This window comes from Candidatus Thiosymbion oneisti, assembly GCF_004359955.1.
In the GTDB taxonomy this organism is placed as follows: Bacteria; Pseudomonadota; Gammaproteobacteria; order Chromatiales; family Chromatiaceae; genus Thiosymbion; species Thiosymbion oneisti.
In genome coordinates this window covers 1-23,362 of the sequence record NZ_SMSC01000014.1, presented here as the reverse complement: position 1 = coordinate 23,362, position 23,362 = coordinate 1, and the positions used below count along the sequence as shown (strand labels likewise).

Sequence of the window (23,362 nt, the reverse complement as noted above, 5' to 3'; positions counted from 1 at the left end):
TGACCTATATTCCGACTCTATAGGGTACCGAAACTCACAAAGCCCCGTAATGTGTCCACGATGCCCTTTAAGAAGACTACGGTCCCTGACTTGGATACGATGACCCGGTCATCGCCCACTAAGACGGGATCCGGTAGATTGCCATCTTGGATCTTATCGAGACTGACGACATAGGCCTGCGCATGGGAGGTTCCCCGACCTCGGAAGATAACAACCTCGTCCTCGTTTGCCAGACTGGCGAGCCCCCCCGCCAGTGCAATTACCTGCAACAATGTCGTGCGCCCCGTTAGCGGAAATACGCCAGGCTCTCTCACCGCGCCGACTACCGTTACGTCTTGACTGGCATATTCCGAAACGAAGATATTGACTTGGGGATCTTGGAGGTAGGTCCGCCCCAGGATATCGGCGAGCCTTTGCTCTGCTTCCCGCAGCGTAAGCCCACCAACGGACACACTGCCGATCAGAGGCATAATGATACTCCCATCCTCGTTCACGCGTTCCTCACTGGATAGCTCATCGACATTGAAAACCTCTATCTCCAACAGATCGTGCGGTCCTATGCGATAAATAGCGTCGTTGCCCGGACTCGGCGGCAACCCGACAACCGCCGGGACCATCTGTCCGCCACCATGGGATTCCTGGGCCATTGCCGGCCCACCGGATTGTGAATCGGAAGCAGAAGGGCGCGCGGCACGGCTGTCATCCGACGCAGTTACGGCTCCAGGTGACGAGCATGCCTGGAAGATCAGCACCGAAAGAAAAATACAAAGTAACTGATAAATGTACATGAAGTAAAGCTCATGGAGGGAGGTGGGATGCCAACATCCGGCGAAGACCGAAGCACCAAGAACATCATAGTAAAAAATCGATCCTTCGACCAAACTTCGGACATGTTCCGGCTTGCCTGCTGCAAGACAGGTGTGGGAGAAATCCTGATGCTCCAGCGCCACCCAACAAGGGCTTGATTGAGCATAGGAAAAGTGATCTGGTCGGCTGTTGGACAGCTCATGTTGTCGGGTGCGTTGTCGGGTGAGCGCAGCCTAGCCCGTCTAGCTACCAGTCACCAGCCGTTGCAGCGGTGGTCCGTCCCACCACTATGTCTTCGGCAGAATCCATACGCGCCCGTCCCGGCTGGCGGCTGGAAGCCCGCGACTGGAAGCTAACGGCGCACGAGGTTCGCGCACCTTCGAGGTTCGCGCACCTTCGTGGTGTTTGGACTCGACCATGCGCATGCTGCATAATCCCAGGTAAGGTTTGCGACCAATGCCATTAAGTTAGCTGCTGACCGCTTGTCGTGGTCGGTCAGGATGCGGAAGAGAAAACGACGAAGCGCGCGAATCCGAATCCATTTGCGAGGATTCGCGTGATTCGTAGTTTTTCCTCTTTTTCGCTGACCGGTAATGGCATTGGGTTTGCGACTTGGCCAGGCCAAGAGCCGGTCCGACTTACATGATTGTCCTACAGCTTATTTAGCGTCTTTACCTACATGGCAAATGACAACTCCGTTGGGCACCTTAGGGCTGTGATGCCTTGGCTGCTCGGTACCATCTTGATATTCGCCCCCCTGTTTCGCGCCGGACAGGAACCGGTGCCCTTGCTCACCTTGCAGCTGCTCGCTGTCTTGGTGCTCCTCTTATCGCTCTGGACACCTGCTGCTTCCCATAGGCTGAGAAAATCGGAAATAATCGTCCTTGCACTTCTGTTTCTTTTCCCCCTTCTCTTCATCATTCCGGTGCCGGGTTTGCCTTTGGATTGGCTGCCTGGGCGTGACAAATACCTTGAGGCACTTGCCTTGAGCGGACAAGACCAGCTCATGCGGGCCCCTACCTTATCCATCTATCCGCTTGAGACCGAATCGGCATGGCTTACACTCCTGATCCCCGTCGCTGTCTTTGTCGCCACCAGGAAACTTGCCCGCTCCCACCTAGACCAACTGATCCTGCTCGTCATGGCAATCGCCGGTATTCAGGCTGCACTGGGCCTTATGCAGTTCGGCGGTGGACCGAAAAGCCTTCTGCACTTGGGGCTTCCTTATAGCGTCGATAGCGGCGTCGGTACCTACACCAATCGCAATCACCTCGCGGGCTTGATCGAGCTGGTCTTACCGGTCACGCTGGCACTGTTTCTCTATTCGCTCGGCCGCAATGAGCGGCGTGATCCCCGGAGCTGGCGGGCACGTATCCTCTTTCTATCCACGCTTCGAGGTCACGCGGCGTTTCTCTACGGCGCGCTGGCTCTGCTTCTGCTCTTAGGCATGATCTTTACGCGCTCCCGGACCGGCATCGGTCTCACCATATTAGCGGTGCTTGCCGTTACCTTCAGTTTCGGTCGCCGGATCGGTGGAAACAATGTGTACGGACCGATCGGGACGATCCTCACCTTCGTGGTAGGAATCGGAATTGCCATCGGGCTGGCCCCGGTACTCGATCGTTTCGCATCCGCTGACCTCCAGGAGGACAGCCGGTGGATTGTCTTTTCGGCTACTGTGGATGGGATTCTCGACTTTTTTCCGCTCGGCAGCGGTCCGGGCACCTATCCGGATGTCTTCCACGCCTTTCAGCCTACCGAATTGGGTGATTTCTTCGTCAACCACGCCCACAACGATTACTTGGAATGGTTGTTCGAAGGCGGTGTCTTTGTAGCCCTTCTCATTGCCTTGCTGCTCGGTCTATATGTGGTCCAATGGGGGAAGGTCTGGACCAAAGAGGCTTGGTCGCGTTTCCGGTTTTTACAAGTTGGCGCCGGCATCGGCATTTTCCTTTTACTTCTCCATGAGTTTGTCGACTACAACCTCCTTATTCCCGCAAACATGGTCTACTTCGCGTTTCTGGCAGGTATCTTTTTCAGTGATCCTGACCAACGGGCAGTGAGCAGCAGGGGACATGGCAGGGAGCGACCACTTCCCGATTCGATGCCAACCACCAGCCCCGGTGGTCCTGTCGTTAAACCGATGGAGCCGGCATCCGATCAGATCAAAAATCCGTTCCTGGATTAGTCCTAGCTGCGTAACCTGCGGATAGAAAAGGATGTCATTCGGGTTCACGCTGCCTTTAGGTCGAGTAGACGTAGGAGCCATTCGGTATCCAAGTGCTCCTGAACCAGGTCGGCAATCCGGTCGATGGCCGCCTCCCGAGTCGCGCGGAAGTCCGTTTGCCGCTGTCCCCGCAGTCCCGCCCAGTGTAGCAGCGCCGCACAGGCAGCGTCGAGGTCGAACAGGCCATGCACGTAGGTGCCGAGTACTCGACCATCGCGGCTCAGGGCCCCATCGCAATGGGAGTCCAGGAGGACCGCCGGGCGTGCCAGCGCCGGTCCTCGGGTTACCCCGGCGTGAATCTCGTAACCGCTCGCTTCGGCGTCGCCGATGGTAAGCCTGCCTCGGACGTTGCGCAGTTGTTTCTCCGGCTCCAGACTGGTTTCCATAGCGAGGAATCCCAGCCCTGGGGTACTGCCTGGATCACCTTCCAGACCGAGGGGGTCGTGCACCTGGGTGCCGAGCATCTGGAACCCGCCGCAGATGCCGATGAGCTTACCGCCGTAGCGCACATGCCGCTGCAGCGCTGCCTCCCAACCCTGCTCCCGCAGCCAGGCCAGGTCGGAGCGCACGCTCTTGGAACCCGGCAGGACGATCAGATCGGCAGGCGGGATGGCATCGTCGCGGCCGATGAAGCGCAGATCCACCTGCGGGTGGAGGACCAGGGGATCGAAATCGGTGTGATTGCTGACGCGCGGAAGTACGGGAACCACGACGCGAATGTGCTCGGTATCGGCCGCAGGCGCAGACGCTTGCCGGCACGCCAGGGAATCCTCCGCGTCCAGGTGCAATCCGTGCAGATGGGGCAGCACGCCTAGAACCCGCCGCCCGGTGTTTTCCTCCAGCCAGTCCAACCCCGGCCGCAGGAGCTCGAGGTCGCCGCGAAACCGATTGATGACCATACCCAAGGTACGGGCCCGTTCGCTCTCCGACAACAGGGCCAGGGTGCCGTAGAGATGGGCGAATACCCCCCCGAGCTCAATGTCGGCGATGAGGATCACCGGACAATCGACCCCCTCGGCAAATCCCATGTTGGCGATATCGTCGGTGCGCAGATTGATCTCCGCCGGCGAACCCGCGCCCTCGACGATCACGGCGTCGAAACGCGAGGCCAAGCGCCGGTAAGCCTCGAACACCGCCGTACGTGCGATGCGTTTGTAAGCGTGGTAGCGGCGTGCATCCATATTGCCCACCGCATGACCCTGGACGATAACCTGCGCACCGGTATCCGTATTAGGCTTGAGCAGAACCGGGTTCATATCAATCTGCGGCTCCAGCCGGCAGGCGATTGCCTGCAGCGCCTGCGCCCGCCCGATCTCACCCCCGTCCGTGGTTACGGCACTGTTCAACGCCATGTTCTGGGGCTTAAAGGGCGCGACCCGAACCCCCTGCCGGACCAACCAGCGGCACAGGGCTGTCACCAGCAGGCTCTTCCCCGCGTTCGAAGTCGTCCCTTGCACCATCAGCGTGCGGGCGGTCATGCCTTCACCTCGGCGTACCCGACCTCAGGGTATGGGCTTGTAGCCGAACTCGACAGTTTCATGACGACCAAAGATCATCGATGGTCATCGCTATGACCTCCATGAGGCGATGAAGCAATGTTTGTGCGACCGGAACCCTGTCCTCAGGAAGATTTTGACAACCTGTGAAAATCTGCGAATTGGAGTTTTACCCTTAGGGTTCAAAATCAGGGGCAGTCCGATGCCAGTCCGTGGTCTGCTGCCACTGGTGGGCGATAGCCAGTAGACGAGTCTCGTCCCAATAGTCCCCGATGAGCTGCAGGCCCACGGGGAGGTCCGCGCTGAATCCGGCGGGGATGGACAGGCCAGGGAGGCCGGCCAGGTTGAGGGAGAGAGTATAGATGTCGCCCAGGTACATCTGGACCGGATCATCGGTCTTGGCGCCTAGGAGGAAGGCGGGGGTCGGGGCCACCGGCCCCATGATGACATCGACCTGCTCGAACGCCCGGCGGAAGTCGTCGGCGATCAGGCGGCGGATCTTCTGGGCCTTCAGGTAGTAGGCGTCATAGTAGCCAGCGGAGAGGGCATAGGTGCCGATCATGATGCGCCGTTTGACCTCGGTGCCGAAGCCCTCCGCCCGCGAGCGTCGGTAGAGATCCGTCAGGTCGGCGGGTTCCTGGCATCGGTGCCCGAAGCGTACTCCATCGTAGCGGGCCAGGTTGGACGAGGCCTCGGACATGGCTATCACATAGTAGCCGGCGATGCACAGGGGGCTATGGGGGAGCCGGATCTGCTCGACCCGGGCGCCCATGGCCTCGAATCGGGTCAAGGCGGCCGTGACGACGGCGCTGACCCCTGGGTCCAGGCCCGTCCCGAGCCATTCTTCCGGGACGCCGATGCAGAGCCCAACGATGTCCGTATCCAGGCCGCCGGGATAGTCGGGCACGGGCCGCTCGACGCTGGTGGAATCCCTGGGATCGAACCCGGCCATCGCCTGCAGGATCAGGGCGCAGTCCTCCGCGGTGCGGGCGATGACGCCGCCCTGGTCGAGGGAGGAGCCGTAGGCGATCATGCCGTAGCGCGACACCCGCCCATAGGTGGGCTTGATGCCGGTGACCCCGCAGAACGAGGCTGGTTGCCGGATGGAGCCCCCGGTGTCGGTGCCGGTGGCCGCCGCGCACAAGCGGGCGGCCACCGCCGCCGCCGAGCCGCCGGAGGATCCGCCGGGAACCCGTCGCACGTCCCAAGGGTTCCTCACCGGTCCGTAGAAGCTGGTCTCGTTGGAGGAGCCCATGGCGAACTCGTCCATGTTGGTCTTGCCGAGCACTAGGGCTCCGGCCTGCTCCAGCCGCTCCACCACCGTGGCATTGTAGGGCGCGATGAAGCTATCCAGCATGCACGAGCCGCAGCTGGTCTTGATCCCCTGGGTGCAGAAGATGTCCTTGTGGGCAATGGGGATGCCGGTGAGGGGGCCGCCTTCACCTCGGCCCAGTCGCACATCCGCGTGGCCGGCCGCCGCCAGGGCGCCCTCGGGATCGACGCTGATGTAGCTGTTGAGGTGCGGATCCAGGCATTCTATCCGTGCCAAATAACGACGGGTAAGGTCGGTGCTCGTGAACTCGCCCCGGCGCAGACAGGCCGCCAGCTCGGCGATGGTTTTATGGTGCATGAGTAAAGATCCCGGATTCGGGGCAATCAAACGAGATCGGCTAGATGTGATTGGGTAGTGGCTAAATTTTAAGTGATGAAGTCTGCCGACCCCTACCCCGTCATTCCGGCAGGGATTGCCGGAATCCAGGCGCCAGGGATGGCAAAAGCAGTGGGGGTCGAATCGTTAAGTCGCACAACCATGTCACTTTGAATTTAACCACTACCCCTTTCCGGTCGGTACTCGCCGGGCGGGTCCAAACTAGCTTCACGGGTTCGACGGCGCCGAGGTACCTTGATCAGGCTGCACGAGCTTCCGCCGCACCCCCGCCCGCCAGGCGGCGGCCTCGGCCTCGACTTCCTCAGCCGCAATCACATCACCGGCGTCGGCGGCGTCGATGCCGACCTGCACCTGGCGTCGGAACCAGGCGTCATGCTCGGCGGCTTCTTGCTGTTGCCGCACGAAGTCGCGCATGAAGTCACGCAGGAGCTGGGCGCCGGTCCGGTCACGAGATTTCGCAGCCGCGGCGAACTCGTTTTTCAGTACCTCATCGACCCGAAAGGTGAAAGTTGCTTCGTTCATGGCGGCAGCCCCTTTGTGTTACAGGTTTAGTATAGAGTAGCACATCGGCGACCGCGCTCAAGATGGGAATTATTTTTTGCCTAAATGAACGCTAATGAACGCAAATCGGTCGCAAAAGATTACATGATCTTTATCTGTCCACAGATTCCGCAGATTGTTTCGTTTTTAATCTGTGAAAATCCGTGTCATCTGTGGATAGATCGAAGCGACCGAATCATTCTTCCCATACTCAATCATAACCTCGGCGGTTCCGCTTTTTACCGCCGATCAATGCAAATCGGTCGCAAGTTGAGAGCATCTGTACTAGCGCGTAGGTTGGGGTGAGGAACGAACCCCAACGTTAATCTCGTCCGCCGAGATCCTTTAGAAAGTCATCCACACCACCCCAATTCGCACTTACCTAACCGATCTGTCGTTCCCCTTTCATCCTTGTACCCCTTTGTGGCTTTGTGTGACGTTCGTCTTTCTCACACAAAGCCACAAAGACACGAAGAATGGCGCGTTAACCCAGCACCGCCGTCGCCTGCATGGTGGTCTTGCCGTCCGGTCCCTGGGCCTCCAGGGTGACCGTATCGCCCTCCGGGCGGCCGATGAGCCGGAACGGATACAGATCGAACAAGGGTGCTCGGCCCTGGAAGCTGAATTCGGTGATGCGCTTGTGGGGGTTGTGTCTGACCGTCAGCCCGGCCAGCATCACCGCGGTCAGGGGGCCATGGACGACCAGGCCCGGATAGCCTTCTTCATCGAGGGCGTAGGGTCGGTCGTAGTGGATGCGGTGGGCGTTGAAGGTCAGGGCGGAGAACCGAAACAGCAGGACGGTATCGGGCGTGATCTCTTCGACCCAGGCCCCGGCGGGGACATCGGGCAGGGATCGCAAAGGCATCGGTTCTGGAATGATCGGCCCCGGTTCCTTGTAGACGATGTCCTGCTCTTCCTCGATACGAACTTCGCCGTCCTGCCGGATCCGGTAGCGCACGGTGACGAACACCAGCTTTCCGGCCTTGCCGGATTTCTCCGCCACATTGAGGATCTCGCCCTCGCGAGTCGCCGCTTCCCCGATGGTGAGAGGGCGGATGAAGCGAGTCCGGGCGCCGGCGAACATGCGCCGCGGCAGCGTAACGGGCGGAAAAAAGCCGCCGCGCTTGGGATGGCCGTCGCTGTCGATCCGGGAGCGAGCAGCCTTGGGCAGGAAGTAGAACCAGTGCCACAAGGGGGGCAGGGGATCGCCTTGGCTCATGGGGGGGGTCATGGGTTCCCCGTCCAAATCCAGCATGGCGGCCGCGGCCTGGGCCGGAAACTCGGCGATGGTCTCTTCGCGGATCTCTCGGGACCCGATCCAATCGGATAATGGTTTGTTTTGGGGCTTGCCTTGGGGCTTGTTTTGGTCGCTCATCATGAAACCTCCACAGGTCCGGCAACCACGCCCGCCGCGCGCAACCGGCCGATCTCGCTGTTGCTCAGCCCCAGGTCTTGGCTCAGGATCTCATCCGTGTGCTCGCCCAGCAGCGGGGCCCGACGCGGGGGCTCGCGGCTAAAGGCGCCGAAGTCGATCGGTGAGCCGGGGACCAGATAGGGGCCGATGCCGGGCTGTTCGAGCTCGGAGAACATGGGATTGGTGGTAGAGACCCGGGGGTCCTCTGCCAACATCTGTCGGAAGGTGCGGTAGGGGCCCCAACAGACGCCGGTGCCTTTGAAAGTCGCTTCGATCTCCCCCAGGGTGCGTTGGGCGCACCAGGCGCGAATGGGTACCGAGATTTCCTCGCTGGCGAGAAAGCGGTCGCCTTCTTTCCTGAAATCGAGGTCCAGCCTGGCTGCGATGGCACCGATGGCGTCACCCAGACCGGTGACCTTGAGCAGTTCCTTCCACATATAGCCGGTCACCACCACGATATAGAGCCAGCGCCCGTCGCTGGTCTCGAACGCGCTGCCATAGGCGCCATAGAGGTAGTTGCCGTAGCCCTTGCGGTCTTCCTGGTTGATCTGGGCCTCCTGAATGAATCCCAGGTGCCCGGTTATGGCGAAGGCGATGTCGGACAGCGCCAATCTGACCAACTGACCTTCGCCCGTCAGGCGCCGGTGACGCTCGGCGGCCAGGATCGCCAGGGCCAGGTTGACCCCGGCCAGGGCGTCCCAAGCCGGCAGGACATGGTTGACCGGCCGCGGCGGACCTTCGGCATGATGATTGCCGGTCACAAAGGGAAACCCGGCGGCGCAGTTGACCGTATAGTCCACGGCCGAGGTCCCGTCGGAGCTGCCGAGTAGGTTGACCATGATCAGGTCCTCCCGGCGCTTCTTGAGCTCGCCATAGCTCATCCAGCCCTTGTCGGCACGCAGGTTGGTCGAGAAGATACCCTTGCCCGCACCGGGCGCGGCGATCAGCTCGCCCAGAAGTTCTTGTCCCTCCGGCTTGCTCGCGTCGATGGCTAGGGATCGTTTGCCCTTGTTGAGACCGACCCAGTACAGGCTCTTGCCGTTCTTGGTGATGGGCCATCTGCGGGCGTCGATCCCGCCGCGAATGGGGTCGAAACGTATGACATCCGCGCCGAGTTGCGCCAGGGTCATGCCGCCGAGGGGGCAGGCGACGAAGGCCGAGGACTCGACGACACGCAGACCTTCCAGAATCTTGAACATGGATGCCTCCGATACTAAGGGTTGTTGACATAATCTTAGTGCCAACCGCTAATAGGACAAGATTAACAGGATGATCAGGATTAACAGGATTATTTTCTGAATAATCAATTATAAATCCTGTCAATCCTGGAAATCTTGTGAATCCTGTACCATTAAGGAGACAAGCTCGGAGGTCAGGGTTTACTCCTTTTCCCTCCCCCACCGGGGGACGGGCTCCGCATTGCCCATCCTACGAGCTGAATGTCAACACGCCCTGGTCCTTATAACCCGTAGGCGGCGCCCCGTTCGGGATCTTTCTCGGCCACCAGCCGGGCCAGGTCGACGATCACCTTGGCCTGTTTCCAGGTGGCATCGTCCTGCATCTTGCCGTCGATCATCACCGCGCCCGAGCCGTCCGGCATGGCCTCGAGAATGCGTTTGGCGAAGCGCACCTCTTCGACCTCGGGGCTGAAGACCCACTTGGCGATCTCGATCTGATTCGGATGCAGGGTCCAAGCACCCACGCAGCCTTGCAGGAAGGCGTTGCGGAATTGGGCCTCGCAGGCCAGGCTATCCTCGAAGTCACCGAAGGGACCATAAAAGGCACGCAGCCCGTTGGACTGACAGGCGTCCACCATGCGCGCCACCGTGTAGTGCCAGAGATCCTGTTGGTAAAACGCCCGTTGCTCCTTGCTCTTATCGGGCTTGCCCTCATCAGGATCGGCGATGACGCCGTAGAAGGGATGGCCGCCGCCCACGCGCGTCGTCTTCATACCCCGGGACGCGGCCAGATCGGCGGGGCCCAGGCTCATGCCGTGCATGCGGGGACTGGCTTGAGCGATCTCGTTGACGTTCTTCACGCCCTGGGCCGTTTCCAGGATGGCATGGATCAGGATCGGTTTCCGAATCCGGTGGCGGGCCTCCAGCAGCGCGAGCAGTTGGTCGACGAAATGGATATCCCAGGGGCCTTCCACCTTGGGGATCATCACCACGTCCAGCTGGTTGCCGACAGTCCCGACGATCTCGGTCATGTCGTCCAGAAACCAAGGGCTGTTCAAGGCATTGACCCGGGTCCAGAGGCCGGTGGGGCCGAAATCCACCGCCTTGGCTACCTCGATGAATCCGGTCCGGGCCGCCTCCTTGGCCTCGATGGGAATAGCGTCTTCCAGATTACCCAGGAGCACGTCCACCTTTTGGGCGATCTGTCCGGCCTTGGCCCGCATCTTTTCGATGTGAGGGGGCAGGAAGTGAATAGTGCGTTCCAGTGCGATCGGCAGCTCGCGGATAGGTTCCGGCGCACCGATGGTGAGTGGCTTGAAAAAGTTTGCGGGTGTTTTCATTGAACTCTTCTCCGGTTGTTTTCAGGGTATCTTGACTTCGTAGAAGTATTATTGTTTTCATCTTGGCAGGGGCAGTGAAGTAAATTACTCTCACTCCACCTCTTTTTCCATGGCCTTTTCTGGTCCACCTGACTTTTCGGATACCACCGGATCCCGGGACAACATCTCCGGTGTCCGGATTCTCAGCCAACCATGCAGAGAACTCACCACGCTCATCCTCAGACCAATAATCCGGCCATAGCCTTGTAGATAATGGTATGTCTAACGTCAGCTATTACCCGCCGCTTCTACGAAGCAAGGTACGAGCGAAGCGGCAAACGGTCGGGAGCATGGCCAAGTTAGGTTAGAGTCTATGGTTTCTTGTGAAGAACCTTTGGGTTACGAACAACTTTCCACCAATTGCATTGTTGCTCTTTAAATTTCAAGTCTGCAAACATAGCATCTAGATCAAATCCAAATTTTTCTGCGTATTTTTCTCTGATTTTGTGGATTTCCTCAATAATCGGGTCGTTTCGCATCGCTATATCTCCAGTAATTCTTCCGGGATACAAATAACTGGTGGGGTAATTTCCATGTCTCTGCACAAATTTTCAATTTTGGGTCGCGTAACCGCATTTGCGATATGTTTGCAATTCCATGTCAGCAAATAATCCATGCCGGTAGTTGCAGCAATCACAATATGTAGCGCATCAGCCAGTGCTTTTTCCGGTACGAGGTTTAATCGAATCAGCTTATAAGCAAATTCTTTCGCTCCTTCGGTGAGTTCAAGAAATGGAATACCGGTAATTACATCAATACGACGTTTTGCTGCTTCTGGATCACCAAGTGAAATTTCATTCAAGACAACCTCAGATATGAATAGGTCAAAACGGTTACGATTTTCCCACCATTCTTTAGTGAGTTCTTGATGGGCAACTAAAATCAAGTCCCTACTTGATTTCGCAGTCAAGTAGCTTGGTAAAGTGTCCGAGTTTATGACCTTGTTATACGGTTGCTTGTTATACGGTTGCTTGCCAAATACAAAGTATCAGGACAAAAATCTTGCCCGTGCTCCCACTGTATGCTACCTAAAACTGGCTTTACCGATTTAAACACTTTGATATCTTTTAGCTCTTTGAATATTCCTTTATTCAGATAAGGAGATACGTCGAACACTCTTTCTTCTCCATTGTCAAATAATAAATTTATTGTGTAATCATCGTTTGGGTTAACATCTTTTACTCTTGGATTCATGAAATTTCTCACTTCAAAGGATCGATTTTAAATATCTCTTGACCATTTACTGCCAACTCCCAATCGGCCATCAACTCATCTTTATGAATTTCTATCCACGCCTGGACGAGTCTCTTCTTGTTCGTCTTGATACTACCGGCAATCAGCTCAGCATCAATAATGGAAAACACTGCTTCTTCATCTTGATATCTGACGTGGATATGTGGAATTTTATGTTTCTGATTGTCAAAGAAATACATCGAAATGATGATTCCGTAAAACATGGAAATTACCGCCATTACATATTCCATATTAAAGTACTATCTGTTTCTCGCCTAACGGCATGGCTAGGCGGCCCAATACCGGGCTTATCAATGATTTGAGCCAAGCTCCTGAGCTCGATGCGCGGTATTGGGTCGGGCTAAGCCATTTGGGTAGTGTTATTACTTTGTTGCTTGTTATAAATAACTTGATATAATTACCTGAGCTTTAAGCTACTAACCTTCGATTAGAAGGCGTCACATTCCACCAAATTGGTTATGGACCATAATAACCTGAACGGCCAGCTTGTAAAAATCGCCATGCGAGAGGCTTCTCTAGGTTTGATGTTGATCATGTTGGAAGAACCCAGAGCGACCAACTCGATATAAGAGGATCTTGTTTGCTTGATTCAAACCCACCATCCAAAATGTTCCTGACCTTGACCAATTTTATAGTCTCTAAAACTTCAGTCCGCCGAAGGCGAAATAGAAGTTAAAAGGAAACCTCCATCTTCAGATCGCGGATTCTCTTCAGTCGGCGGTTTAGTCCGCCGAGGAGCCGCTAGCGAGCACAATCCTACCAGCTTCAGCTGGTAGTGGTTAATTCTCTCGGAGAATTTGGCGCATGATCAGATAAATGTCTTTCCGCGCCTTTACGGTGACTTTTTTTTGTTGCTCCTGTAAAGCGAGTAATTCATATTTAATTTCTCCACAACCCTCAGCAATTTGCTGGGGCTTTTTTATGGGGCCTAACGCTGGCGTCGGCCGCCGCGAGCCACTGCACTGGCCCCGAATCTACCACAAACCGCTCGGTGGCTCGCCCAGTCGGCTGGACGCGCTTGTGTACACCGGCACGGGCGTGAACTTATGGGGTGAAAGTCCCTGTAGGAGAACCGACGTTATTGTGGCGATAACTCCGGGCGAAAGCAAGGAGGCGTCCCCACTTGAGAGGTCCTGAAAGGCTGAAGCCAAAGCCTGCGCAGGCCGACGGACAGAAACGTCATAGAAGGCTGAGTCAGGGCGAGTCAGCACAACAGGTGCAGAAGTCTGTCCCCATTCTGCAAGGGCAGGCCGTGGCCGATCTGTAAGATCACCTGATTCGATTCGGTGGGCACAGCCCACCCTACAAGATTACCCGATTCGGTAGGCGTTCCAACCAGCATACTTGATACTGCGATGAGCGGGGTCATAAAGTCTCCGCGTCCAAATCAACCGTTCGTCCATTAGGCACTAGGGGAGCCGAACTGAGGGCCGTCGCGAAAGGGACGGAATCACCACCGGCCCCTACGGCGACTCGGGCCGCGGGCACGACGGCAACGTCGGGCGTGATGGGGCAGAAGTCAGCAGAGGCCATAGTAGTCGGTGCCGCCCGGGAGGGCCGGGCCGATCAAGGGCCGAACAGCGTTGTATAAGGAGGAGCCATGACGTACTCAGACTTGGTGCTGAACCCGTTCGGGGGAGCCGAGACGCGGCGTACGGCCATACAGCCAGCCTTAGGTGAAGACCTGATGGAGCGGGTTGTGGACAGCGCGAACATGCGCCGCGCCTGGAAGCGAGTGAAACGCAACAACGGGGCACCCGGCATTGATGGGATGACCCTGGAGGAGTTTCCGACGCACGCACGAGCGCACTGGCCTGAAATCCGCCACTCCCTGTTGGATGGCACGTATCAACCTTCTCCCCTGCGTCGGAAGATCATTTTTCTCGGCGTCGAGTTTCGGCTTTCGACCGAAGCGCTCGGCCCATGGAGCGGTCAAGCAGGTCAGGGACTTTATCCGCGAGGGGTATCGAGTCGCCGTCGATCTGGACTTGGCGAAATTTTTCGACCATGTTCAACACGACGTTATGATGTCCCGCGTCGCCCGTAAGGTCTCCGATAAGGTCCTGCTGGGGCTGATCGGACGCTACCTGCGGGCGGGCGTGATGGCCGAAGGGATAGTCCAGCCAACGGACTGGGGAACCCGGCAGGGTTCTCCGCTCTCTCCGTTGCTCGCCAACATCGTGTTGGACGACCTCGACAAGGAATTGGAACGGCGCGGACACCGCTTCACCCGCGATGCCGACGACCTGGTTATTCTGGTCCGAAGCCAAAGCGCAGGTGTTCGTGTCAAAGCCAGCGTCACGCGGTATCTGACCCAAAAGCTCAAGCTGCGGGTCAACGCGCACAAGAGTCAAGTCGTGCCGAGCGATGATTGCACGTTCCTCGGCGTTACGTTTCGTGGAACCAAGAGACGCTGGTCGGATGCCGCGTTCACCGACTTCCGGCACGCGGTTCGCCGTTTGACGGGCCGAAGCTGGGGTGTGTCGATGGAGCACCGCTTTGACAAGCTCAACCGCTACCTCAGGGGCTGGATGAACGACTTTGGCATCTCGCAATACGACCGCCCGATCCCCGAACGCGATGGCTGGTTGCGTCGCCGGATCCGGATGGGTTACTGGAAACCGTGGCGTCGAGTCCGCACACGGATACGCAACCGCCTGAAACTTGGGACGGGTAAACGTCAGGCGATTCTCACGGGCCTTAGCCGTAAAGGCGATTGGCATCTGGCGAGGACCTTGGCCACGCAGACGGGGATGACCAACCAGTGGTTAGCGCAACAGGGTTTGCTGTCGATTCGTGACCTTTGGCTCAAAGCCCAGGGTTACGCCTGACAGGCTCTCGGTCAACACTTGCTCCGCGACGGTGAACCGCCCTGTGCGGACCCGCAGGCAGGGTGGTGTGGCGAGGGCGGGTTAGACACCCGCCCTTACCCAATTAGCTTTATGCTTGTCTAATGCTTCGTTCAATGACTCTTTTGATGCATAACTCAGCCACATATTTTTCTTCGATGGTATAATGAAAGCACAGGTTGTTAATTCCGGGCGTATAGCCCCACGCCTTGGTGAAAAACTCTGATTCCACTGGTCTTAAGAATTTAATAGTGTTTGCGCTGACACCATTTGCAATCCTAAGCGCTCCTACTATATTGTTAATAGAGTTTGATATTAGTTGCAGCAGAATGATAGTTTTTTCTACTCTCCAATTAAAAGATCGATTCTTAGAAATAAGACTGCGACTCCCTTTTTGGTTCCCAACTTTTTCCAAAGTATAAAGAGAAACTCCATATTCTGAGTAACCAACAGTCTTCATTTCATCCTTAGGACAAGGAACTCCATATTCATGTTCTATTCCTACGCTCAGCCCAAAGCCTCCAGGGTGAACGCGAAAGCCGTGCTTCATGCTATTATATTCGATGGCATGATTATCGTCGGTGAATTCTCTTGCGAGCCTAAACCAGAGATCTGCAAACAATTCGATAGTATCGTTTTGCTTTTCTGTGCCTGGCATATACTGCTGAAAAACGAGTCTAGAAATATTTTTCCATGATATCGATGGTATGTTAAGTTTTGTAAATAAGCTGTCGTCGTTCAGAGAAACCTTTTCTATGACGCTCCTCAGTTGTACATTTTGTACTTTTGCGATCCATGCATACGCACAATCAGGAGCTTGAATATATGCTCCAATGTAAGAAAATAGTGTTTCTAATGCATGGTGATATGCCAACTGTAAAGCAACGGAAGCTCTTTTGTCATCTTCAGCTTCTGCATTTTGCTTGAGAACGTAATCAAAATATTCAACATCGATTGATTTTAGAAATTTCTCATTCTGCTCGGATATGTCGACTTCCCATATGCAGTACGGCTCTTTGTCAACTACGATTATGGTGTTTTCCAGTGGCATAGGTTTGATTCTAAGCTAACTTCTATGTGGACCTCAAAAGCGACGTAAGAAACTACGTCGAAAATGAGGCATAATCTCCCTGCATGTTTGCAAGTACCTGATATAGATTGCCGGTATAGAGGACAAACCCGTCGGGCACTGACATGGGAAACACCCCCGCCGCCGGAACGCGGACCAAGCCCCGCCTGCCCGACCAGATCCGGGACAAAATCCGTTTTAAGCACTCTAGTACCAAGTTTCATCGAATTTTGCTGGTTGTCATTTCGAGCGCAGCGAAAAATCTTGTGACTTTGTGGTTACCTCATCGCCAAAGATCTCTCCCTTCGGTCGAGATGACAGAGACTGGCTTTACCAGAAAATTTTGCTGAAACGGGGTACTCGTACATCTGCGTACAAATCCTGGCAACAAGAATTTTATGGAACGATTCGTGTCCATTCGTGTTAATTCGTGGTTCTTGTGCGCGCAGGTATACTCGCATCCGCACCGAGCAAGCCTAGCTGGTCTCGGAGTAGTTTACCTCCCATAGGTTTTGGAAAGGAAGTATCCGAACGCGAACCGGGAGTGGGGCCGGCAGTCGGTTTTTCCGTCCAAAGCCATCTCCATTCGCGTGATACGTGGTTTGTGCTTAGACTGTCCCGCGGTCAGTGCAGAAGAGGCTTTTTTCGTATGTTCCGTAAGGGAAGGGCCTCCGTATTTGCGTTTTTTGCGTTCATTTGCGGCCAAAAAAGGGGCGCCCCTACAATAACCGCAATTAGTTCAGAGATTAGGTCGATCCCGTGGCACCGCCCCCCCAATTCGTTCACCTGCATCTGCATTCGGAGTATTCGCTGGTCGACGGCCTAGTGCGCATCAAGCCCTTGGTCGAGGCGACATCGGCCAAGGGTATGCCTGCCGTTGCGGTCACCGATCAGTGCAATCTGTTTTGCCTGGTACGTTTTTACCAGGCTGCCGTGGCAGCAGGTATCAAGCCCATCGCCGGCTCGGATCTGTGGGTCCGTAACCGGGACGATGCCAACCAGCCCCATCGGTTGTTGGTGTTGGTCCAAAACCGGACCGGTTATCTGAATCTGACTAAGCTCATCTCTCGCGGCTATCTGGAGGGTCAGCACTTAGGCTTGCCGCAAGTGGAACGGGCCTGGGTCGAGGCAGCGACCGAAGGCCTCATCGCCCTCTCGGGCGGTCCCCACGGTGATGTGGCCCGGGCCCTCCTGGCCGGTCATCAGGAGCGGGCCGAGGCGCTGCTCGACCGCTGGCTCGAGGTCTTCGGCGACCGCTATTACCTGGAGCTGATCCGCACCGGGCGCGAGCACGAGTCCGAGTGCATCGCGCGTTGCGTCGAGCTGGCCGCCCGCAAGGGCGTGCCGGTGGTGGCAACTAACGACGTGCGGTTTCTCGACGCCGAGGACTTCGAGGCCCATGAGGCCCGGGTCTGCATTCACGACGGCCGCACCCTAAACGACCCGCGCCGACCCCGTCTCTACAGCCCGGAGCAGTACCTACGCACCCCCGAGGAGATGGCCGAGTGCTTTGTCGATATTCCGGAGGCCCTGGAGAACAGCGTCGAGATCGCCAGGCGCTGCAACCTGGAGCTCAACCTGGGCCAGAGCTTTCTCCCGGATTTCCCGATCCCGGAAGGGATGACCACGGAAGCCTTTTTCGCCGCGGAATCCAAGCGGGGGCTGGAGCGGCGACTGGAGCGCATCAGTGACCGCGACGCCCCGGATTTCAGCGCTCGGCACAAGGTCTATGACGAGCGCCTGGCGCTCGAGCTCGGCGTCATCAACCAGATGGGCTTTGCGGGCTACTTTCTGATCGTCGCCGACTTTATCCGCTGGGCCAAGGACAACGGCATCCCGGTAGGGCCGGGGCGCGGGTCCGGTGCCGGCTCCCTGGTGGCCTATGCGCTCGAGATCACGGATCTGGACCCCATCGAGCACGACCTGCTGTTCGAGCGTTTCTTGAATCCCGAGCGCGTCTCGATGCCGGATTTCGACGTGGACTTCTGCATGGAGAACCGGGACCGAGTCATCGACTATGTTGCCGAGCGTTACGGACGCGATGCCGTGTCCCAGATCATCACCTTTGGCACCATGGCGGCCAAAGCCGTGGTCCGTGACGTCGGCCGGGTCATGGGCCACCCCTACGGAATGGTGGACCGGATCGCCAAGATGGTGCCCTTCGAGCTGGGCATGACCCTCGCCAAGGCCCTGGAGGAGAACGACGACCTTAAGGCCGCCTACCAGGACGAAGAAGAGGTCCAGGCCATCATCAACCTGGCCCGCAAGCTGGAGGGCCTGGCCCGCAACGCCGGCAAGCACGCCGGCGGCGTCGTCATCGCGCCCACTAAGCTGACGGATTTCGCGCCCCTCTACTGCGAGCCCGGCGGCGAGAACCTGCTCACCCAGTTCGACAAGGACGACGTGGAACAGGCGGGACTCGTCAAGTTCGACTTTCTGGGGCTGCGTACCCTCACCATCATCGCCTGGGCACTCAAGACCGTCAACGGGGTCCGGCTCCAGGCCGACGAGTCCCCTATCGACATCGGTACCATTCCCATGGACGACGCCGATGCCTTTGCCTTGCTCAAACGCTGTGAGACCACCGCGGTCTTCCAGCTCGAGTCCCGCGGCATGAAAGAGCTGATCAAAAAGCTGCAACCGGACTGCTTCGACGACATCACGGCCCTGGTGGCCCTGTTCCGCCCCGGTCCCCTCCAGTCCGGCATGGTGGACGACTTCATCGACCGCAAGCACGGACGGGCCAAGATCGCCTATCCCCACCCTGGGCTCGAATCCATCCTCAAGCCTACCTACGGCGTCATCCTCTACCAGGAGCAGGTCATGCAGATCGCCCAGGTATTGGCGGGCTACACCCTGGGGGGAGCGGATCTGCTGCGCCGGGCAATGGGCAAGAAAAAGCCCGCGGAGATGGCCAAACAGCGAGCCGTTTTTGTGGACGGTGCGGTGGAACGCGGCGTCGCCTCGGAGACCGCTACCTACATCTTCGATCTGATGGAGAAGTTCGCGGGCTACGGCTTCAACCGGTCTCACAGCGCCGCCTACGCCCTGGTCGCCTACCAGACCCTGTGGCTCAAGGCCCACTATCCGGCGGCCTTCATGGCGGCGGTGCTGAGCGCCGACATGGACAACACCGACAAGGTCGTGACCCTGATCGACACCTGCCGGGAGATGCAGCTCAAGCTCGAGCCGCCGGCCATCAACCGGTCCGAGTACCGGTTCACGGTCCGGGACGCGGGAACCATCGTCTACGGCATCGGTGCCATCAAGGGCGTCGGCGAGTCTGCCATCGAGGCCATGCTCCAGGCGCGCCGGGAAGACGGACCCTTCAAAGACATCTGGGACCTCTGCCGGCGCATCGATCTGCACAGGGCCAACCGCCGGGTGCTCGAGGCCCTGATCCGAGCCGGGGCCCTGGATGAGCTGGGGGAGAATCGGGCGACCCTGACCGCCCAGCTGCCCCTGGCCCTCAAGCTGGCCGAGCAGCACAAGGAGACGGAAACGGCCGGGCAGACCGACCTGTTCGGGACCCTCGACGCGAGCGCCGTGGCCCAGCCCGATGCCCAGCTCGTCTCCCGCACCTGGGGCGAGTGGGAGGAAGAAGAGCGCCTCCAGGGCGAGAAGGAGACCCTGGGTCTCTACCTGACCGGACACCCCATCCACCGGGTCGCAGCGGAGCTCGACGCCATGACCGGCGCCCGCATCGGTGCGCTCTTGCAGTCGGGTCGGGGCGCCAACGACGGCGAGCGACGGACGGTCGCAGGATTGGTCGTCGGTGTGCGCCACGGCAAGACCCAGCGCGGGCGCATGGGCTCGGTGATACTGGACGACAGCACCGGGCGGATCGAGGCCACCTGCTTTTCCGAAGTCTACCAAGAGGTGCGCGACCTCCTGGTGGCGGACAACCTCCTAGTCGTCAGCGGCACCTTGAGCTACGACGACTACCGCGACGGCTGGTCCCTACGCACCGAGCAGGTACGGACCCTGGAGCAGGCACGGGCGGACCTGGCGGATCACCTCACCCTGATATTGGATCTGAGCGACCCGGATGCCCGCGCCCGGGGCCAAGCCCTGGTCGGAGAACTAGGCACCATCCTGCGTACCTTCGCCGGAACCGGCCTGCCAGTCTACATCCATTACCAGCGTCCCGACGCCCGTGGTCACCTGCTGATGGGCAAGGATTGGCGGGTACGACCCACCGACGAACTCCTCAAGCGGCTGCGCCAGCTGCTGGGCCCCGCAGCGGTTCAGATCTCCTATGAGCGGGTTGGATCTGAGGGGGCGGTGGTCAATTAGGCGAACGCGTACCCTAGTGGGCTGTGCCCACCGACGACTCTGATGAACCGCAAAGGCGCAAAGGGTACAAAGAGTGTGTCGGTTGAGGTGAAGAACGAACCCCACTGAAAGAAAAATTACGAATCACACGAATCCTCGCGGATCGATTCGCGCTGATTCGCGCGATTCGTAGTTTCCCTAGCTTGAAATGTTCTCCATGCTTCCGGTAAGCTCCGCAAGCGCTACTGGAAAACAGCGGGACATCGACAGGAAGTTGCTGTGTTAGGCTGCTCGCATACTGATGCAATAACGTATGTGCAATCTAATAAAACTATTATGCCTTTAAAGGGAACTGACAGATGGAGCCAAAAACCATATTAAAAACATTGAAAGAGGCGTCTCCATTTGACCTGTTTCTAGTGTCGTTCCTGCTATTACCATTCGTGGCAGACTCATGGCTGGGGGTAATTAATAAACTTAACTTAGATCAGTTGGCACGCTACTGTGGACTTGGTATAGTCGTAGTCGCATATATCATTGGTATTATTCTTATGCTACAGGGGAGTTCGAGAGCAAGGAGACGAGAAATAGCAAAGGATCTGATAATTCAATATCTGACATCAAAGAACTTTGAAATGATGTCATTTGATCGAGTCAGAAAAAATATCAATAAGTCCTATACGAACGAATTTTTGGAAAGTCTGATCGAGCATTTTCCAAAGGAGTTGAGAACAGCAAGATTAAAAGGCTCCAAGTCAGGTATTGCAAGAATTATAGAATCCGATGAAGATGAAGAGGCATAACAAGGCAAATGCACTCGGACGGCAAAAAGCACTACTCGTTCCTCGCTCTGCTTTTTGCTGCCGGTGATGTGAAGCGTTAGACTTGATAACCAGTTAAGTTGTTTAAGATATATAGAGCCGGTAAGTTACCTGGATGTATAGAGTAAGAGGCTCATGTATACGATAGATTTTGCTGAATCCGTTAAAGATCAACTAAGATGTTTGCCGGCTCATCAAAGAGTTACAATACTTGATTCAATAGAAAAACAGCTGTCGTATGAACCACTATTAGAAACCAAGAATAGAAAATCACTCCGACCAAATCCTATTGCACCATGGGAATTGCGTGTAGGAAACCTTCGCGTTTTCTACGAAGTAACGCTTGATGAGCCTCATATTGTCAAAATTCTAGCGGTCGGTTATAAAAAAGGGAATAAGTTATACATCGGCAACAGAGAGGTCGGTTTATGAAAGCAATCGAAATTTCCGAAGCGTCGAATCCATTATCTGATTACGCCGACGAATTAGATGAAGGTATGATAGTTCTAACCTCAAATAAAAAACCTATAGCTGCGCTTGTTTCCTTAAAAAATGCAGATCAGGAGTCCTTAGCATTAGGTATGAATCCGGAATTTATAAAAATTATCGAAACGGCCAGAGAAGAATTTAGGGCTGGTAAAAAGTTATCACTAGAAGAGATGAGACGAGAGATTTTAGGATAGCTGTCAAATACCGCAGATTCCGGACTCACCCGGCCTAATAAGGCTACGGTTTTTATCCGCGGGACAATTTGAACCGAAAAGGCGCAAAGAACACCCGGCTACCAGCTTTTAGTCGCCGGCAGTGCAGGAGCCCGTAGGATGCGGTGAGCGCCTGCCGACCGCCCCAGGGACGCCTGCCTGTGCCGGTACGGCAGACAGGGGGCAGGCAGGCAGCGAACCGCATCTTGGGACGGCGGCGTGCCCAACATTCACATCTGCGGTTTTAGTCGCGGGATGGTTTGAACCGCAGAGATGCAGAGGGCAGTCGTGTAGGATGCGGTGAGTGAAATGAACCGCATCGCCGGAACCGGTAGCTAACAAGAGTTCCCCGATTCCTCTTTGCGGCGTTGAATTCCACGATCTCATCGAGGTAGGAAAAAGAACATGTCAACGATGATCACCGAAGTCTACGAGGCATTTATTTCTGCCGGTGCGGATGACGAAAAAGCAAAAGCGGCGGCGCAAGCACTTGCTGATTATGAATCGCGTTTTAATCGCATAGACAGCGACCTTCGAATCCTTAAATGGATGGTCGGAGCAATCCTGGCCGGCGTTGTTTCTCTGATCATTAAAGGCTTCTTTACATAACCGCGGCCGACTGAGAATGAAAGCCGTCTTTCTCGATCTGGCAACCCTGGGCGATGACGTCTCGACGTCCAGCCTGCGGCAGGCACATGCCGACTGGGATTTTCATCTCCGGACGGAAGCAGACCAGGTATTGGAGCATATTGCGGCTGCAGCTATCCTCGTCTGCAACAAAACCATCATCTCAAGTGAAACGATGCGGCATGCGAAATCACTCAAGCTCATCTGTGTAATCGCAACGGGTACCAATAATGTTGATCTGGCTGCCGCTAAGGATTTCGGCATTGCTGTAACCAATGTTATCGGTTACGGCACGGCATCTGTCGTGCAGCATGTATTTGCACTGCTGTTTGCCTTAACAACCAATCTATTGAACTATGACCGGCTGGTTCAGGCTGGTGCCTGGCAGCGAGCGACTGGGTTCTGTCTGTTTGATTTTCCAATTAGGGAGCTGGCCGGAAAGACCATGGGTATCGTGGGTTATGGCGAGCTGGGCAAAGGTGTTGCGTCTGCCGCTAAGGCATTCGGCATGAAGGTCCTCATCGCGCAAGGTGTCGGCAATAACAAGGACACAGACAGACTTCCATTAGATGAGCTTTTACCTCAGATCGATGTACTGAGCCTGCATGTACCCCTGGCTGAAAACACTAAAAATCTGATTGGGAAGGATGAGCTGGCGCTGATGAAACCCGATTCGTTTTTGATCAATTGCGCCCGCGGTGGCGTCGTTGACGAAGCTGCTCTGGCACATGCATTGAAGAATGGTGTTATCGGTGGTGCGGGTGTCGATGTACTGACTAGCGAACCGCCAACGCGAGGTAACCCCCTCCTTGACTCGGGTATTCCCAATTTGATTGTCACACCCCATATCGCCTGGGCCAGCCGGCAGGCACGTCAACGTCTGCTTGATGATGTCGCAAAGACCATTGAAGCATTTCACCAGGGTCGTATCAGAAACCATGTAAACGCCTGAAACTCCGGTTCTGATTTATGGAGAAGGCACGCAAAAGCATGACCGATCATGCAGCGTTGCCGTGCTCAATATCATGTTGGGCATGCCTGTCGTCCCTGCGAGCT

The 23,362-nt window shown here is 56.5% G+C and carries 20 protein-coding genes; 8 read left to right on the top strand and 12 right to left on the bottom strand.

Annotation, left to right across the window (positions count from 1 at the left end):
- Window positions 1-17 precede the first annotated feature (17 nt).
- Window positions 18-647 (bottom strand): polysaccharide biosynthesis/export family protein, encoded by a 630-nt coding sequence (locus E1958_RS09565; RefSeq protein ID WP_165741965.1) that lies wholly within the window; start codon window positions 645-647, stop codon window positions 18-20.
- 878 nt (window positions 648-1,525) lie between these two features.
- Here E1958_RS09565 and E1958_RS09560 point away from each other — a divergent pair.
- Window positions 1,526-2,995, top strand: a complete 1,470-nt coding sequence (locus E1958_RS09560) for an O-antigen ligase family protein (RefSeq protein WP_165741969.1) — start codon at window positions 1,526-1,528, stop codon at window positions 2,993-2,995.
- 44 nt (window positions 2,996-3,039) lie between these two features.
- On the opposite strand, the gene E1958_RS09555 is transcribed toward E1958_RS09560, so the two are convergent.
- From E1958_RS09555 to E1958_RS09510, 10 genes are all read right to left on the bottom strand, one after another.
- Window positions 3,040-4,512: a cobyric acid synthase gene (locus E1958_RS09555; protein WP_133511684.1), complete on the bottom strand. Its 1,473-nt coding sequence runs from the start codon at window positions 4,510-4,512 to the stop codon at window positions 3,040-3,042.
- 193 nt (window positions 4,513-4,705) lie between these two features.
- Window positions 4,706-6,160 carry an Asp-tRNA(Asn)/Glu-tRNA(Gln) amidotransferase subunit GatA gene (gene gatA / locus E1958_RS09550; protein WP_133511683.1) on the bottom strand — a complete coding sequence of 485 codons (1,455 nt, stop codon included), beginning with the start codon at window positions 6,158-6,160 and terminating at the stop codon, window positions 4,706-4,708.
- A gap of 246 nt (window positions 6,161-6,406) precedes the next feature.
- Window positions 6,407-6,721 (bottom strand): CopG family ribbon-helix-helix protein, encoded by a 315-nt coding sequence (locus tag E1958_RS09545; protein WP_133511682.1) that lies wholly within the window; start codon window positions 6,719-6,721, stop codon window positions 6,407-6,409.
- A 502-nt stretch (window positions 6,722-7,223) separates the two neighbouring features.
- A complete protein-coding gene (locus E1958_RS09540; RefSeq protein WP_207787780.1) occupies window positions 7,224-8,117 on the bottom strand; it encodes an HTD2 family dehydratase in 894 nt (297 codons plus the stop codon).
- On the bottom strand, window positions 8,114-9,352 hold the full coding sequence (locus tag E1958_RS09535; protein ID WP_133511680.1) for a CoA transferase: 1,239 nt from the start codon (window positions 9,350-9,352) through the stop codon (window positions 8,114-8,116). The genes E1958_RS09540 and E1958_RS09535 overlap by 4 nt, the downstream gene beginning before the upstream one ends.
- Before the next feature lie 260 nt (window positions 9,353-9,612).
- The gene (locus E1958_RS09530) at window positions 9,613-10,671 is read right to left on the bottom strand and encodes an HpcH/HpaI aldolase/citrate lyase family protein (RefSeq protein ID WP_133511679.1); all 1,059 of its coding nucleotides are present in this window, start codon (window positions 10,669-10,671) and stop codon (window positions 9,613-9,615) included.
- Window positions 10,672-11,021: 350 nt separating this feature from the next.
- The gene (locus E1958_RS20255) at window positions 11,022-11,189 is read right to left on the bottom strand and encodes a hypothetical protein (protein WP_165741971.1); all 168 of its coding nucleotides are present in this window, start codon (window positions 11,187-11,189) and stop codon (window positions 11,022-11,024) included.
- A gap of 2 nt (window positions 11,190-11,191) precedes the next feature.
- Complete coding sequence (locus E1958_RS09520; RefSeq protein ID WP_208108585.1) at window positions 11,192-11,620, bottom strand: type II toxin-antitoxin system VapC family toxin; 429 nt, start codon at window positions 11,618-11,620, stop codon at window positions 11,192-11,194.
- 23 nt (window positions 11,621-11,643) lie between these two features.
- Window positions 11,644-11,904: a DUF2442 domain-containing protein gene (locus E1958_RS09515; protein ID WP_133511677.1), complete on the bottom strand. Its 261-nt coding sequence runs from the start codon at window positions 11,902-11,904 to the stop codon at window positions 11,644-11,646.
- Window positions 11,905-11,912: 8 nt separating this feature from the next.
- Complete coding sequence (locus E1958_RS09510) at window positions 11,913-12,182, bottom strand: DUF4160 domain-containing protein (protein ID WP_133511676.1); 270 nt, start codon at window positions 12,180-12,182, stop codon at window positions 11,913-11,915.
- A 1,620-nt stretch (window positions 12,183-13,802) separates the two neighbouring features.
- On the opposite strand from E1958_RS09510, the gene E1958_RS09505 reads away from it, so the two are divergent.
- Window positions 13,803-14,795: a reverse transcriptase domain-containing protein gene (locus E1958_RS09505; protein ID WP_243448400.1), complete on the top strand. Its 993-nt coding sequence runs from the start codon at window positions 13,803-13,805 to the stop codon at window positions 14,793-14,795.
- Between the two features lie 109 nt (window positions 14,796-14,904).
- Here the strand turns inward: E1958_RS09505 and E1958_RS09500 are convergent, their stop codons facing one another.
- Window positions 14,905-15,864 carry a hypothetical protein gene (locus tag E1958_RS09500; RefSeq protein WP_133511675.1) on the bottom strand — a complete coding sequence of 320 codons (960 nt, stop codon included), beginning with the start codon at window positions 15,862-15,864 and terminating at the stop codon, window positions 14,905-14,907.
- Between the two features lie 777 nt (window positions 15,865-16,641).
- Here E1958_RS09500 and dnaE point away from each other — a divergent pair.
- From dnaE to E1958_RS09470, 6 genes are all read left to right on the top strand, one after another.
- Complete coding sequence (dnaE, locus tag E1958_RS09495; protein ID WP_133511674.1) at window positions 16,642-20,178, top strand: DNA polymerase III subunit alpha; 3,537 nt, start codon at window positions 16,642-16,644, stop codon at window positions 20,176-20,178.
- Between the two features lie 338 nt (window positions 20,179-20,516).
- Entirely contained in the window at window positions 20,517-20,960 is a 444-nt protein-coding gene (locus tag E1958_RS09490; protein ID WP_133511673.1) for a hypothetical protein, read from the top strand.
- A 153-nt stretch (window positions 20,961-21,113) separates the two neighbouring features.
- Window positions 21,114-21,410, top strand: a complete 297-nt coding sequence (locus tag E1958_RS09485; protein ID WP_089725119.1) for a type II toxin-antitoxin system RelE family toxin — start codon at window positions 21,114-21,116, stop codon at window positions 21,408-21,410.
- On the top strand, window positions 21,407-21,661 hold the full coding sequence (locus E1958_RS09480) for a type II toxin-antitoxin system Phd/YefM family antitoxin (protein ID WP_133511672.1): 255 nt from the start codon (window positions 21,407-21,409) through the stop codon (window positions 21,659-21,661). Before E1958_RS09485 ends, E1958_RS09480 begins: the two co-directional genes overlap by 4 nt.
- A 423-nt stretch (window positions 21,662-22,084) precedes the next feature.
- Window positions 22,085-22,288: an integrase gene (locus tag E1958_RS09475; RefSeq protein WP_133511671.1), complete on the top strand. Its 204-nt coding sequence runs from the start codon at window positions 22,085-22,087 to the stop codon at window positions 22,286-22,288.
- 16 nt (window positions 22,289-22,304) lie between these two features.
- On the top strand, window positions 22,305-23,258 hold the full coding sequence (locus tag E1958_RS09470; protein ID WP_133511670.1) for a D-2-hydroxyacid dehydrogenase: 954 nt from the start codon (window positions 22,305-22,307) through the stop codon (window positions 23,256-23,258).
- Window positions 23,259-23,362 lie beyond the last annotated feature (104 nt).